The sequence below is a fragment of the Brevundimonas sp. UBA5713 genome (assembly GCF_002419815.1).
Taxonomy (GTDB): domain Bacteria; phylum Pseudomonadota; class Alphaproteobacteria; order Caulobacterales; family Caulobacteraceae; genus Brevundimonas.
This window is the reverse complement of the sequence record NZ_DIGV01000027.1, coordinates 62,851-77,079: the sequence shown is the minus strand read 5'-3', so window position 1 is coordinate 77,079 and position 14,229 is coordinate 62,851. Positions and strand designations below refer to the sequence as shown.

Here is a 14,229-nt window from a genome sequence, read left to right as displayed (position 1 = left end):
GCCCCGCGTTCGCTTGGGCGCGTTCTGGCGCTTCCCACCCTGACACTCAGACGCTAAGTCTTGTGTCAGGGAGCAGCGGCACCACCGTGTCGCCGCACAGCGAGGGAGGATGTCCATGACGCGTACCGCACTGGTCACCGGAGGCACCCGCGGCATTGGCAAGGCCATTGTCCAGCGCCTCAAGGAAGACGGTTTCAATGTCGCGGCAGGCTATTCGGGCAATGATGCCGCCGCCCGCGCCACTGCCGAAGAACTGGGCGTAATGGTGGTGAAGGGCAATGTCGGCTCCTTCGAGGACTGCCAGCGTGCCGTTGCAGAGGTCGAGGCCGAACTGGGCCCGATCGATGTGCTTGTGAACAATGCAGGCATCACCCGCGACGGCTTCTTCCATAAAATGAGCCACGACCAATGGTCGGACGTCATCCGTGTGAACATGGACAGCGTGTTCAACATGACCCGTCAGGTCATCAACGGCATGCGCGACCGCAACTGGGGCCGTATCGTCAACATCTCTTCGATCAACGGCCAGAAGGGCCAGATCGGGCAGGCCAACTATTCGGCGGCCAAGGCGGGCATGATCGGCTTTACCAAGGCGCTGGCGCTGGAGAACGCGCGCAAGGGCGTGACGGTCAACTGTATCGCCCCGGGCTATATCGATACCGATATGGTCGACGCCATGGACCCCAAGGTGCTTGAGGGCATCATCGCCCAGATTCCGGTGGGTCGCCTCGGCAAGGGCGAAGAGATCGCCGACATGGTCGCCTGGCTGGCCGGAGAGCGTGCCGGATATGTCACAGGGTGCACACTGTCGCTCAATGGCGGGCAGTACCTCGTCGGGTGATTACGACTCTGCCTAAAATCTGCCGCGCGTTCATCGGACGAGTCTTGTTATGACATTCGCGGCCAAGCACGTGACGGAGAATCCGTTTGCTTTGCACGTCGAGGCCAACCACGCCTCGACGGTCGCACGTGCGCGCGCCACGATTATCATGGCCTCTGCCCTGGCCGCTCTGCCCATTCTATGCGCCCCCACCAGCGGGCTGGCCATGGACGCGGGTGTACAAAGGGCTGCTGTGTCCGCGGGCGACTATCCGCGGGGTATCCGCGCCACACCGGGTCGCACCACTCCGCCGCCGGGCCGCTATGTGGCCGCCACAGGCCAAGGTTTCATCCTTGGCCGCCAGGGCAGTCTGACCCTTTTGCGCTTCGACCGCTCGAACGAGACGTGGGTACTGCGCGCCTCCTCGGCACCGCGCGGCGACACCATCTACCGCAATGATGCGGGCGAGCAGGTCCTGCGCGTCACCTCCTCGGGCGGTATGACGCTGTACTCGTCGCGCAGCCCCGGTGGCTCTCCGGTGTCCAACGCCGGTGGCACTGCCCCCAGCCTTGAGCCTCAGGCGCTGGGTCCGGTCCAGCTGTTCAATCTGATGACCCGCCGCTCCAGCCTGATCTCGGACGCGGTTGGCCGTCTGGTGCAGATCAACGTCTATGGCGACGAGTCCGAGGCTCTGTGCGTCGAGGCCCTGATTGTGACCACCGACACGGTGATCCGTATCGCCCGTTCGCCCAGCGCCAAGCCCTTCCTCGACCGCATGCGTGTCATCACTATCGTCGAGGGCAACCGCTCGGCGGTAACCTATCAGCGCGGCGAGCTCCGCATCGTGGTCGACCCCTCGCGCGGCATTGCCGGACGCCCCTCGTCGGCCCGTATCATTCGCGCGATTATTCCTGAGGAATAATATCCGCGATCGCGGTAATGGCTAAGCCATGCGCGCACGTGATTTTCTGATCCTTGTTCTGGTCTGTCTGGTCTGGGCCTTTTCCAATGTATTGGGAAAGATCGCCGTCGACCGCTGGGACATTCCGCCGATCTTCTTTACCGCCGCGCGCTTTGTGCTGGTGGCCCTGTGTACCCTGCCGTGGCTCAGGCCCGTGCCGCGCCCGCTGTGGCGTATTCTGCTGATCGGGCTTTGCATGGGCGGCGGCAATTTCGCCCTGCTCTATATGGGCCTGCAAGGAGCCTCGCCTTCAGCGGCCGCCGTGGTGCTGCAACTGGCCGTGCCCTTTACCGCCCTGCTGGCTGTGCTGATGCTGAAAGAGACCATCCGCTGGCGGCGCGGTCTGGGCATCGCCCTGACCATGGCGGGCGTGCTTCTGGTCAGCTGGAACCCTGCCGGTCTCGGCCTCGCGCCCGCACTATGGTTCGTGGTGGGCGCAGCCTTTTCTGCCGCGCTCGGCTCGGTGCTGATGAAGCAGATGGAATCCGTGCCACCCCTGCGGTTTCAGGCGTGGGTGGGTCTAATCTCGGCCTTCGTCCTTTCGGGTCTCAGCCTGATGTTCGAAAGCGGGCAGGTAGAGACCGCCATGGCCGCTGGCTGGCGCTTTGTCGGCGCGGTCGTCTTCATGGCCCTGATCGTCTCGATCTGTGGCCACACCGCCTTCTACGGCCTGATCAAACGCTATGAAGCCAATCTGCTGGCTCCGCTGACGCTGATGACGCCGCTGGCCACCATCGGCTTTGGCGTCTGGCTGACCGGCGACCAGCTGAGCCTGCGCATGATTATCGGTGCAGCTATCGCGCTGGGCGGCGTGTTGATCGTCGCCATCCGGCCCAAGCCCACCGCCGAAATGATGCTGAACCGCGAAACGCCCTAGCCCGCGAAACTGTCCTTGGCCGCGCGGCGCTGCGCAAACTCTTCGGCAGTCTTGGCCGTCAGGAAGGGGTTGAACTGTTTTTCGACCGCCAGTGTCGTCGGCACGGTCTTTTCGCCGCGCTGGCGTTTGGCAAAAATCTCGTCGCAATGGGCCTTCAGCGCCGTATCGTCCGACAGGCTCAGCGCAAAGCGGGCATTGGACGCCGCATATTCGTGGGCGGCATAAAGGACGGTGTCATCGTCCCATGCGGCGATCTTCGACAGGCTGACGAACATCTGCTCCGGCGTGCCTTCAAACAGACGGCCACAACCCAGCGGAAAGATCACATCTCCCACAAAGGCCAGTTTCTCGCCCGCTGCATGCAGCACCACATGGCCCAGCGTATGGCCGGGGGCCTCGGTCACCTCGAACACGGTCTCGCCCAGCGCCACCGTATCCCCGTCCTTGATCACGCGGTCCAGCGGGGCCACGCGGCGCACCTCTTCGGGGCCGACAATCTCGCAGCCCGTCTCGGCCTTCAGCCGCTCATTGCCCTCGGTATGATCGGGGTGCCAGTGGGTGTTGAGGATCATATCCAGCCGCCCCCAGCCCGAAGCCTCTAGGTCCTTCAAAATGGCCTCGGCATCGGGCGTGTCGATGGTCGCCACCTGTCCGGTCGCCTCGTCGCGAACCAGAAAACCGTAGTTGTCAGAGCGGCACGGGAATATTCGAACGGACAGTGTCATGTTGTCATCCTAGCAGGCGTGGGCCTCATCGTCCTATACTCGCGTCATGCGACGCAGCATTGACGAACTCAGGACCTTCTACGGCGAGCCGACCGGCGCGCTGGTCCGACGCCTGTTGGCGCGTCGCCTGTCCGATGCATGGGGCACCGCCAGCAACTGTGACGTCCTCGGCCTTGGCTATGCCACGCCCTGGCTGGACGGTTTCAGCGATGCCCGCCGCGTGATCGCCGCCATGCCGGGGGGCCAAGGGGCCGAGCATTATGCCAGCGCCGCCCGCAACCGGTCCGTGCTGGTGGACGAACGCCGCCTGCCCTTCGCATCCGGCCTGTTCGACCGCATTCTGATGGTGCACGCCATCGAGGAAGCCGACGACCCGCAAGCCATTCTGATCGAGGCCGCCCGCACCCTGTCACCCTCAGGCCGGCTGATTGTGGCCACTGCCGCGCGGGGCGGGCTTTGGGCGCGCACCGAGGCCACCCCCTTTGGCCACGGCCGCCCCTTTTCGCGCCGCCAGCTGGAAAATCTGGTGCGCGGCGCAGGGCTGGAGCCCTCGGCGTGGTCACCGGCCGTCTATGTGCCCCCGTGGCGCCCCCTGCTGGGCTTTGCCGACGGCTTTGAGCAGGTGGGCCGCGTCGCCTTTCCGGGCGCGGCGGGGCTGATCCTGCTGGAAGCCAGCCGTCGCAACTATGCCCGCCCGCGGCCCAAGGGCAATCTGGTGGTTCTGCCGCGACCGGCGCTGGCCCCGGCACCCAGCGGCGCGACCCGCCAGTCCCATTCAACCGGCGTTTCGCGCGACAGCGAACTGGAACCACAGCGCAAACCGCTTTATGGGGGCGTCCCATGCACAGACTGATCCTGATGCGGCACGCCGAGGCCGAAGCCCGTCCCCCCGTTGGCGGAGAAGACCGCGACCGCCCGCTGTCGGCCCGCGGTCTCAGCGAAGCGGCCCGCGTGGGTCAGGAACTGGCGGCGCGTGGCTTCCGTCCCGATCTGGCGCTGGTGTCCAGTGCCGTTCGCACCCGGCAGACGTGGGAACAGGTTCAGGACGCACTGGGCGATGTCGAAGTCCGCGTGCAGGATCATCTCTACGACGCCCCTGCCGAAACCCTGCGCCATGAAATCGAACTGAACGAGGAAGAGGCAGGCTGTGTGCTGGTGCTGGCCCACAATCCGGGCATCCACCAACTGGCCGTCGACTATCTGATCGAAAGTGCGGCCTCACCCACCATTCTCGACCGCTTTGCCGGTGGCTTTCCGACCTCGGGCTGCGCCGTATTTCAGGTCGATGCCGCCGGTCGCCCCAGCTATGAAGGCTGGCTGACACCAGCCAGTCTGGGCTGAGGACCATGAGCCAGATGCCCGATGTGGCGTGGAAAATCCTTTCGGTCGCCGACTGGAAGCGGATGCTGGCCGAAGGCCGCTATGAAGGCTCGCCGGTTGATCTGGCCGATGGCTACATCCACCTGTCCGCCGCCGACCAACTGGAAGCCACTGCCGCCAAACACTATGCGGGCCAGACGGACCTAATGCTGGTCGAGGTGGATCTGACAGTCCTTGCCGACGATGTGGTGTGGGAGCCGTCGCGCGGCGGGGCCCTGTTTCCGCACATCTATGGCGTGCTGCCGGTTTCGGCCACGCGCAATCCCCGCCCGCTGTCGGTCAGTGCCGACGGCCAGATGATCCTCTGACCCGACTGTCCGTATCATGAGCCTGACCGATCTCGGCACCGCCCTTTTCCGCAAACTGGACCCCGAGACCGCGCACCGCGCCGCCGTTCAGGCCGCCCGCCTGTTTCCCCTGCCCGCACCCGCCGCTGATGATCCGGTCCTGACCACCCGCATCGCAAGCCTGACCCTGCCCAATCCGGTGGGGCTGGCCGCAGGCCTCGACAAAAACGGCGAGGCTCTGCACGGCCTTGCCCGCCTCGGCTTTGGCGCGGTTGAATGTGGCTCGGTCACGCCCAAGGCCCAGCCGGGCAATCCCAAGCCGCGCCTGTTCCGGCTCACCGAGGACCGCGCGGTCATCAACCGCATGGGCTTCAACAATGACGGTGTGGAGCCGTTCGCGTCCCGTCTGCATGACCGCCCGCGCACGGTCGCCATCGGGGCCAACCTCGGTGCCAATAAAGACACCGAGGACAAGGCCGCCGACTATGTGGCGGGCCTGAAGCGTCTGGCGGGTCTGGCCGACTATTTCACCGTCAATATCTCCTCGCCCAATACGCCGGGCCTGCGCGCCCTTCAGGGCCGCGAGGCGCTGGACGATCTGCTTGGCCGCATCCATGAGGCCCGCCCCCACGACCGCGCGCCGGTCTTTTTGAAAATCGCGCCCGATCTGATCGGCGAGGAAATCGGCATGATCGTCGAGGCCTCTATCGCCCATGGCATCGATGCCCTGATCGTCTCCAACACCACTTTGGAACGCCCTGCCCATCTGAAGTCCGCCTTCAAGGGCGAGGCGGGTGGCCTGTCGGGTGATCCGATCAAACCCTTTGCCCGCCGCGCCCTGCAAGCCGCTGCCGAGGCCGCAGAGGGCCGCCTGCCCCTGATCGCGGTTGGCGGTATCGACAGCGGCGAAGAGGCCTATGCCCGCATCCGCATGGGGGCCAGCGCGGTCCAGCTCTACTCGGCGCTGGTGTTCGAAGGCCCCGGCCTGATCACCCGTATCAAACGCGATCTGGCCGCGCGCCTGAAAGCCGATGGCTTCACATCGATTTCGGATGCCGTATCGACGTTACGTTGACGCTCCATTAGGGCTCATGATCTAGTTTGTCTGCGGGGAGACGCCTTAAGACGAGAGATCGGGGACATGAGCAACGCCTCTACGGCCGGACCCATCCGTCCAAACGGATGGTCAAAGGCTATTGATTCGCGTCACCGAACCTTGTTGCACAGGGTGGCGGCAGCCTGCGCATCGGCTGTGGTTTTTGCTCCGATCATCGGCACTCTGACCACTCTGGGCTGGCTGGCCGCCTATCTTCTCATGCTCGGCATGGAGAAGGTCGTGGTCCGACCCGCGCGCGGTCAGGACGGCAAACCTCCGCCCGGCCTCATCGGATTTATGTGCGACAGCATCCTGCTGGTGGGGGCCATCACCTATGCCTGGGTCGTCCTGCCGATGTGGTTTGTCGGCGGCCTGATCGGCGGTCTGTGCGCGACCATCTATCTGGGCGCGGGCATTTTGCAGGCCGTGATCAACGGCTCGGGATCCGCGCGCGTCACCCTGCTGACCGTCTTGCCGAACACCCTGATGGGGCTGGCCATTCCGTGGCTGCTCACCCTGCACGGTGCCACGATCAATCAGGTTGTGGCCACCACCACGGCGGTGCTGGTCTTCCTCGGCATCTGTCTTGGTACGTCCTTGCGTTTGAAGGCGGCCAATCACGCCCACGCCCAAGCCTATGCTTTGGCCAAACAGAACCAGCAGGAAGCCGAACAGGCGGTCGACAGCCGCACGGCCTATCTGTCCATGGTTGCCCATGACCTGCGCACGCCCATTACGGCCATTCTGACCGGTGCCCAGTCCCTGAAGGACGACAGCCTGCGCGGCCTGCCCATGGCCCCGCAGAAGCTGGCCATGATCGAGGACGCAGGCCGGATGATGAACGCCCTGCTGAACGATCTGCTGGACCACGCCCGCATCGAGGCGGGAGCCATGACACTGAACACGCAGGCCTTTGACCTGCGCCGCCTGTTGGCCCAGACCGCCCGCCTGTGGGCCGGCCCGATCCGCGCCAAGGGCCTGAAACTGGTGATCGACGCCGACCGGTCGCTGCCGCGTGCGGTACTTGGCGACGAAATGCGCCTGCGTCAGGTGCTCAACAACCTGCTGTCCAATGCCGTCAAACTCACACAAAGCGGCACCATCACCCTGACCGCCAGCGCCTTTCAGGATGACAACGGCACCTATGCCGTCACGATCGAAGTGGCCGACACCGGCCCCGGCATGACCCGCGATCAGGTGTCGCGCGTTTTCAACCGTTTTGATCAGACCGCCGAGGACATCGCTTCGCGTTATGGCGGTTCCGGCCTTGGCCTGTCGATCTGCCATGATCTGGTGACGCTGATGGACGGTCATCTGACCGCCCGCAGCCAGCCGGGTCAGGGTACCCGTTTCACCATCGCCCTGACGATGACCGAGGGCGAGGTAATGGCCGCCGCCCCAGTGGCCCCGCCTGCGCCCACGGCCTCGGATGTGCTGGCCGGTCTCAGTCTGCTCAGGGCAACGCCGCCCCTCCCCTCCGGCCTAGCCGAAGAGGCTGCACCGGCCCCGACACCGCCGGACGCAGTGCCTGAGATGGAGCCGGAACCGCAGCCCGCCACGGCCGTGTCAGACCCTGCGCTCGAGGCGGGTGAGGCCAATGAAGCCCCCCTGCGCGTGCTGGTCGTCGACGATCACGAGATCAACCGCCGCGCCATCCAACTGATCCTTCAGCCGTTCGACTGCGACATCACATCGGCGGCAGATGGTATGTCGGCGCTGGAACTGGCCGCGACCAAACCGTTCGACGTCATCTTCATGGATGTGCGTATGCCCGAACTGGATGGCCGCGAGACCACCCGTCGCCTGCGGGCCGCGGGCGGGCCGAACCTTCACACGCCGGTCATTGCCGTCACCGCCGACAACTCGCCCGAAGACGTCAGCGCCTGTCTGGCGGCCGGTATGAATGCTTTCGTTGCCAAGCCGCTGACGCCCGCCACCTTGGTGGCCACGCTGGAACAGGCCTTGTCCGCGCCCGCCAGCCATCAGGCGGCGGCATAAAAAACGGGGGAGAGCCGATGCCCTCCCCCGTCTTCGATCCGTTTGCCGGATATAAGCTTACAGCTGTTCGATCAGAAACTCGGCCGCCGAGACCTTGAACTCGCCGCCCTGCTCCACATTCAGCTTCTCGACCACGCCATCCTTGACCAGCATGGAATAGCGCTGCGAGCGGTTGCCCATGCCAAAGCCGGTGGCGTCCAGTTGCAGGCCCACAGCCTTGGTGAAGTCACCATTGCCGTCTGCCAGCATGACGATGTCGTCATTGCCGTTCAGACCATTGGCCTCGGCCCACGCGCCCATGACGAAGGCGTCGTTCACCGACACGCAAGCCACGGCGTCCACGCCCTTTTCGCTCAGGGCCGACAGATTGTCCTTATAGCCCGGCAGGTGACGGGCCGAGCAGGTCGGCGTGAAGGCACCGGGGACGGCAAACAGGGCGACCGTACGGCCCTTGAAAAATTCGCTGGTGCTGACCGGACGCGGACCTTCGCTGGTCATTTGGGTCAGATTGGCTTCGGGCAGGCGCTCGCCGGGTTGAATGCTCATAAAATTCCTCCGTACGCCGTTCCGGCACATTCCGGTCGACGTCTGAGCCTGAAAGATAGGGCCCGCTCGACGGCGCGCCAAGGCCCGCGACCGAAGATCACTCGACACAAGCCTTGCGTCGGGGCGCGCCAATACCGACAATAGAGGGATGAGTGGCGCTTTTCCTTCCCCCGACGCCCAAGGTTCCCCGTTCATGACCCAGTGGCCGTCATTACAAGGTCGCCTGTTGGTGGCCATGCCCGGCATTGACGATCCCCGTTTTGAAAACGCGGTGATTCTGGTCTGCACCCATGACGAAGACCACGCCATGGGCCTGCGCCTCGACCTGCCTGCCCCCGGCGTCGATCTGGCCGATGTGCTGGAAAAACTGGACGCCCCCACCCAGGGCGCTGCGGGCAAGCCGGTTCTGATCGGGGGTCCTGTCGAGCAAGAACGCGGCTTTGTGCTGCACACCGATGACTGGATCAGCGACGACTCCTCACTGCGTATCGAGGGCGGCATGGCCGTGACCGGCACGCGCGAAGCCTTGGCCGCCATGCACGAAATCACCGGCCCGGCCCGCTCGGTGCTGGTGCTCGGCTATGCCGGATGGGACGAGGGCCAGCTGGAAGAAGAGCTGTCCGAAAACGTCTGGCTGACGCTGGAGGCTGACCACAACCTGATCTTCGATGACGACTATGCCAGCAAATGGTCGCGCGCCCTGACCCTGATGGGGGTGGATGCCGCGCGCCTGTCATCGACCGGCGGCAGCGCCTGATCTAGCTGCGGGCCTTGATCGGCGCGGCCCCGTCCACCAGCGATTCATTCAGATAGACCTCGGCCTCCTGCGCGGCCAAGGCGGGCGCATAGCCAAAGCCCTGACCGTAGTGGCATCCGTCCTGCACCAGCAGATAGGCCAGACCGGCATTCTCTACGCCCTCGGCCACCACTTCCAGCGACAGGTCGCGGCCCAGATTGACGACCGAGCGCACGATCTTCGCCGAGCCCTCGTCCTTATCCATGGTCAGAACGAAATAGCGGTCGATCTTCAGCGTATCGAACGGCAGGCGCGCCAGATAGGACAGCGACGAGAAGCCGGTGCCAAAGTCATCCAGCGCCAGCGACGCCCCCACTTCGCGCAGCGACGACAGAATCTCCCCCGCCCTTTGCGGATCGCGCATGATGTCGCTTTCGGTCACTTCCAGCTTGAGCGCCCCGCGCGGCAGGCCCGTGGTGCGGATGATCTCTTCCACATCCTCGACCAGATGCGGACGCTCGATCTCGCCGACCGACAGGTTCACGCTACAGAACAGCTGACCCGCGCGCGGATGGCGGCCCAGCCATTCGGCCAGCTGCCGCGCCGCAGAGCGCATCATCACCAAGCCCAGATCGCCCATCAGGCCCATTTCCTCGGCCAGTGACAGGAACTCGTCCGGCGGTACCAGACCACGCTGCGGATGGCGCCAACGCGCCAAGGCCTCGAACCCCGCCACAGCACCGGTCGAGAGGTTCACAATCGGCTGGTAGAAGGGTTCGATCTCGCCGCGCGTCAGGGCGTTACGCAGGTCGCTTTCCAGCGCCAGACGCGACAGGCTGTCGCTTTCCAGAGCGCGCCCATAGGCCGCCGCCCCGCCTCGTCCGGCCAGTTTGGCCTTTTCCAGAGCCAACGCAGCACGACGTAGCAACTCGGACGCATCAGGAGCCTCTGCCCCGCCCTCGACGGCCACGGCACCGATGGCCACGGTCGGATAGATATCAAAACCGGCAATGCTCAGCGGCACTTCCAGCGCGGTGCGCATGCGCTCGGCCACCGAGCTGCGACCCGCCGTGCGATCGCGCTTCATAAAGACGCAAAACTCGTCCTCGCCGATGCGGGCAGGCAGGGCGTCTTCGGGAAAGGCCGCCATCAGGCGCGAGCCCAGCGTCGACAGAACCAGATCGGCCCGATCCGGCCCCAAGGCCTCGTTGAGGCGACGCAACCGGTCCAGATCGGCCACCACCATCTCATATTCACCGCTGTTCAGCAGGGCTTCGGACACCCGTGCCAGAAAGGTGCGGCGGTCCAGCAGATGGGTCAGACCGCACCGACCGGTGTGCGAGGCGCGATGCTCCAGCGTCACCAATCCCGCTGCCCGCAACCCGTCTTCCAGCCACACGCCGCGCCACAAACAGGTCTCGGACCCGCGCATGCGCAGGCGCACGGCGATCTCGGTACCTTCTTCTCGGGGCTTCAACAGACGGTCCGCCAGCGCGCGGTCCTGCGGCATGGCCAAGGCGGCGAAGGACGCTGCCGAACACGACGGGGCCAACGGTCCCAAGCCCAGCGAGGGCGTGGCACCGGTAAAGCTCAGCCTGTCTTCAGATGGAGACCACACCCACAGCGCCGAATCCGAAGCGGCCAGCGCCTCGATGGCCATGGTGGGGTCCCACCCTCCCCCTTGTGAACGACTGTTCAAATACGGCCTCGACTAAACACGATCCGCCCCGTCCACATCACCGATATCGGACGCCAGAACCCCAAACAGCAGATGATCTGCCCATAGGCCGTTAATTTTCAAATAAGCCCGCGCCAGTCCCTCGTGCTGAAAGCCGGACTTTTCCAGCACGCGGCGCGAGGCTAGGTTGGTCGGCACACAGGCCGCCTCGACCCGATGTAGCTGCAAGGGTCCGAAGGCGAACCGCAGAATCGTCCCCACCGCCTGCGTGCCAAAACCCAGCCCCGCAAAAGGCTGGCCGATCCAGTAACCCAGCGTCGCCATGTCAGCCACGCCGCGCCTAATGTTGGACAGGGTGATGGCCCCCATCAGCGCACCGGTGCGCGCATCCACCACAAAGAACGGATAGGCCGTGCCCAAATCCATTTCGCGTTGATAGATGGACAGGCGGCGCTTGAAAGCGGGGCGGGTCAGATCATCCTCGGCCCACGCCGGTTCCCACGGTTGCAGATAGTCACGCGACACATCGCGCAGGTCTGCCCATTCGCGGAAATCGGCCGGACGCGGCGGTCGCAAAACGATATCCGGCCCATGAAGAACCGGACCGCTGCTTTCCGACATCCACTCAAACAGGGCCATGGGCGGCAGTTGTACGCCCTTCTGCCGCACAGGGGAACGTTGCGCCGCCCACTATCCCCAAGCCAGACGCATGGCCGTGTCCGTGCTTACGCGCTCAGCGCCTTGACGAAACGCTCGCCCGCCTTGGACGCCGCCTTGGGGCCCAGCACCGCCGTGGCCGGACGGCTATTGGCCAACATGTGGCTGCCCACAACCTTCATCTGCTCGGCGGTGACAGCCTGTAGCCCCGCGACGAGAACGTCAGACGGCACCGGCTGGCCATAAACCAGTGTCTGGGTGGCCAGACGGCCCGCGCGATTGGCCGCGCTCTCGTCCGCCATCCACAGTCCAGCCGTCAGCACCGCCTTGGCGCGTGAAAGCTCGGCTTCGCTCGGCCCCTGCTCGGCCAGTTGCACCAGTTCCCTGCCGCACACCTCGGCCAGCTCCAGCGACCGCTCTGCCGCCGCACCGGCATAGATGCCCAGCAAACCCACATCCGCATAGGGCTCCAGATAGGCGTCGATGGCATAGGCCAGCCCGCGCTCCTCGCGCGCCGACTGGAACAGGCGCGAGGCCATGCCCCCGCCCAAGATCTCGGTGAACAGGCGCGCCGTGTGCAGATCGTCCGACGATGCCCCCGGGGCGGCAATCTGGAACACCAGATTGGCCTGCTCGATCTTGCGGCTCAGGGCGCGGTGCCCGCCCACAAAGCGCGCCACGGCCAGTTCCGGCAGCGGCGTCGCCACCGCCTGCCCGAACCAGTTTTCCGCCAGTTTCAGCAGTTCGACCTCATCGACGGCCCCTGACACAGAAACCACCATACGATCCGGCGAATAAAGGGTCGCCCGCCACGCTTCGATATTGTCGCGGTTCACCGGCTTCAGGCTGTCGACCGAGCCCAAAATGGGCCGTCCCAGCGACTGGCCGTCAAAGGCCGCCGTCTGGGCCATCTCGAACACATGGTCGTCGGGCGTATCAAAGGCCTCGGCGATCTCCTGCGCGACTACATCCTTTTCGCGCTCGATCTCGACCGGATCCAGCGTCGGGCGGAAGACCAGATCGGACACGACCTGCATGGCCAGAGGCAAGCTGCCGTCCACGCCGCGCACCTCGAAACTGGTGCGCTCATAGCCCGTGGCGGCGTTGATGGTGCCACCCTCGGCCTCGATCCGCTCGACGATGTCGCGCGCGCCCATGTCGCCCGCGCCCTTGAACACCAGATGCTCTAACAGGTGCGACCAGCCGGACTGGCCTTGCGATTCCATCCGCGCTCCGCCTGCGACCGCCACGGTCAGGGCAAAGGTACGACGACCCGGCAGCGGGTCACAGATCAGACGGACGCCGTTGGACAGCGTATGCAGGCGAATGCTCAGGGGGATGGTCCTCAATCGGCCGTTCGCGTCAGGCGACGGCGCAGCAGAACCATATAGAGAATGATCAGGGCCACCGCGAGGCCGAACCACGTCAGGGCATAGCCGAGGTGGTTGTTGGTAAAGGCGGGCGGCGGCACCACGGGGTGCACACCCGGAGTTTCGGGATTGATGGCGCTGGACGCATAGACCGTCCACGTCGACACCGGCCCCGTTACGCCCAGCGCGCGGGCCATGGCTTCATTGTCGCGTCCGTAAAAGGTCAGCTCCTCGGGCGCGGGCGTCATCGACGACAGCTTGGTCGGCTGGCGCAGCACGCCTGTGAAGGTCACCGGCAGGCTGTGTTCGGGGCGCACGCCGGGACGGGCCGCGTCACCCTGCTGGATAAAGCCGCGATCCACCATGATGGTGCTGCCATCAGCCAGACCACAGGCCGAGACCAGACGCACCCCCGCCTCGCCCCGGTCTATGGTGCGCAACTCGACGAACGGCGCAGTGTTTATCCCGCGGCAGGTAGCGATCACCTGACGGAACTCCGGCGCATCCTCGCCCAGTACCTGCTCCAGCGGCGCGGGCGGCACATTGGCGGCGGCCTCCGCCGCTTCGATCAGGCCCACCTTCCACTGCAGGCGCGACACCTGCCAACAGCCCAAAAACAGCAGCGCCCCCAGCAGGATCACGGCCAGAAGCGTCAGCACAATGGGAAAGCGGTTTTTCGCGGTCATGCGTGTTCGTCTCAGTTCGCGCGGGTGCGCAACAGGTTGAGGGCTGTCATCAACCCCTTTCCGGGCCGCATCAAGCCCAGAGCCATAATCAGCGCCAATGGCGGCCAGATCAGCAGGTTCACCCACAGCGCAGGCTGATAGGCCAGATTGAAGGCCAACGCACCGCCGCCGACAAACAGGCCGGTGATCTGCATGATAAATGTCGCCGCGCCATCGCCCGTCTCGACCTCGCCCAGCGGATAGTCACAGGCGGTGCAGCGGGGAGCCACCTTCATCCACCCGGCAAACAGCGGCCCGCGCCCGCAGTTGGGGCAGCGGCCGCGCGCACCGGCCCATGCCGCCGCACGGCCTTTCAGTACAGTCGGGGATGCATCACTCATGGCTTCACCATAGCAGAACGGCGCGGGACCCA

General features: G+C 65.1%; 16 protein-coding genes. 9 read left to right on the top strand and 7 right to left on the bottom strand.

The annotated features are described in order from the left end of the window. Positions 1-115: 115 nt before the first annotated feature. The 3 genes from phbB to B3B04_RS06605 are packed head-to-tail and all read left to right on the top strand — an operon-like array spanning position 116 to position 2,658. Entirely contained in the window at positions 116-841 is a 726-nt protein-coding gene (phbB, locus tag B3B04_RS06615; protein WP_292041226.1) for an acetoacetyl-CoA reductase, read from the top strand. A 49-nt stretch (positions 842-890) separates the two neighbouring features. Continuing rightward, entirely contained in the window at positions 891-1,742 is an 852-nt protein-coding gene (locus tag B3B04_RS06610; RefSeq protein WP_292041224.1) for a DUF4908 domain-containing protein, read from the top strand. Between the two features lie 28 nt (positions 1,743-1,770). Further along, positions 1,771-2,658 (top strand): DMT family transporter, encoded by an 888-nt coding sequence (locus B3B04_RS06605; RefSeq protein ID WP_292041222.1) that lies wholly within the window; start codon positions 1,771-1,773, stop codon positions 2,656-2,658. On the opposite strand, the gene gloB is transcribed toward B3B04_RS06605, so the two are convergent. Beyond that, positions 2,655-3,383 carry a hydroxyacylglutathione hydrolase gene (gene gloB / locus B3B04_RS06600; protein ID WP_292041220.1) on the bottom strand — a complete coding sequence of 243 codons (729 nt, stop codon included), beginning with the start codon at positions 3,381-3,383 and terminating at the stop codon, positions 2,655-2,657. The two genes, B3B04_RS06605 and gloB, sit on opposite strands and share 4 nt — an antisense overlap. A gap of 46 nt (positions 3,384-3,429) precedes the next feature. Here gloB and B3B04_RS06595 point away from each other — a divergent pair, with 46 nt between their 5' ends. From B3B04_RS06595 to B3B04_RS06575, 5 genes are all read left to right on the top strand, one after another. Further along, the gene (locus tag B3B04_RS06595) at positions 3,430-4,236 is read left to right on the top strand and encodes a class I SAM-dependent methyltransferase (RefSeq protein WP_292041218.1); all 807 of its coding nucleotides are present in this window, start codon (positions 3,430-3,432) and stop codon (positions 4,234-4,236) included. Continuing rightward, positions 4,224-4,724, top strand: a complete 501-nt coding sequence (locus B3B04_RS06590) for a SixA phosphatase family protein (RefSeq protein WP_292041216.1) — start codon at positions 4,224-4,226, stop codon at positions 4,722-4,724. Before B3B04_RS06595 ends, B3B04_RS06590 begins: the two co-directional genes overlap by 13 nt. A 5-nt stretch (positions 4,725-4,729) precedes the next feature. Further along, positions 4,730-5,071 carry a DUF952 domain-containing protein gene (locus B3B04_RS06585; RefSeq protein ID WP_292041214.1) on the top strand — a complete coding sequence of 114 codons (342 nt, stop codon included), beginning with the start codon at positions 4,730-4,732 and terminating at the stop codon, positions 5,069-5,071. Positions 5,072-5,087: 16 nt separating this feature from the next. Next, positions 5,088-6,125, top strand: a complete 1,038-nt coding sequence (locus tag B3B04_RS06580; RefSeq protein ID WP_292041212.1) for a quinone-dependent dihydroorotate dehydrogenase — start codon at positions 5,088-5,090, stop codon at positions 6,123-6,125. Between the two features lie 66 nt (positions 6,126-6,191). After that, entirely contained in the window at positions 6,192-8,144 is a 1,953-nt protein-coding gene (locus B3B04_RS06575) for an ATP-binding protein (RefSeq protein ID WP_292041210.1), read from the top strand. Positions 8,145-8,201: 57 nt separating this feature from the next. Here B3B04_RS06575 and B3B04_RS06570 read toward each other — a convergent pair whose 3' ends face one another. Next, positions 8,202-8,690, bottom strand: coding sequence for a peroxiredoxin (locus tag B3B04_RS06570; protein ID WP_292041208.1), 489 nt, complete (start codon positions 8,688-8,690; stop codon positions 8,202-8,204). A gap of 193 nt (positions 8,691-8,883) precedes the next feature. Between B3B04_RS06570 and B3B04_RS06565 the strand changes: the two genes are divergently transcribed. Next, positions 8,884-9,447, top strand: coding sequence for a YqgE/AlgH family protein (locus B3B04_RS06565; protein ID WP_292041206.1), 564 nt, complete (start codon positions 8,884-8,886; stop codon positions 9,445-9,447). A gap of 1 nt (position 9,448) precedes the next feature. Here the strand turns inward: B3B04_RS06565 and B3B04_RS06560 are convergent, their stop codons facing one another. The 5 genes from B3B04_RS06560 to B3B04_RS06540 all read right to left on the bottom strand — a co-directional run. Next, entirely contained in the window at positions 9,449-11,086 is a 1,638-nt protein-coding gene (locus B3B04_RS06560; protein ID WP_409514379.1) for a putative bifunctional diguanylate cyclase/phosphodiesterase, read from the bottom strand. A 51-nt stretch (positions 11,087-11,137) separates the two neighbouring features. Then, on the bottom strand, positions 11,138-11,743 hold the full coding sequence (locus tag B3B04_RS06555) for a GNAT family N-acetyltransferase (protein WP_292041201.1): 606 nt from the start codon (positions 11,741-11,743) through the stop codon (positions 11,138-11,140). Between the two features lie 86 nt (positions 11,744-11,829). Then, complete coding sequence (locus tag B3B04_RS06550) at positions 11,830-13,095, bottom strand: M16 family metallopeptidase (protein ID WP_292041432.1); 1,266 nt, start codon at positions 13,093-13,095, stop codon at positions 11,830-11,832. Positions 13,096-13,106: 11 nt separating this feature from the next. Further along, positions 13,107-13,817 carry an SURF1 family protein gene (locus B3B04_RS06545; protein ID WP_292041199.1) on the bottom strand — a complete coding sequence of 237 codons (711 nt, stop codon included), beginning with the start codon at positions 13,815-13,817 and terminating at the stop codon, positions 13,107-13,109. 11 nt (positions 13,818-13,828) lie between these two features. Beyond that, the coding region (locus B3B04_RS06540; protein WP_349679363.1) for a DUF983 domain-containing protein at positions 13,829-14,229 on the bottom strand (401 nt) is incomplete at its 5' end.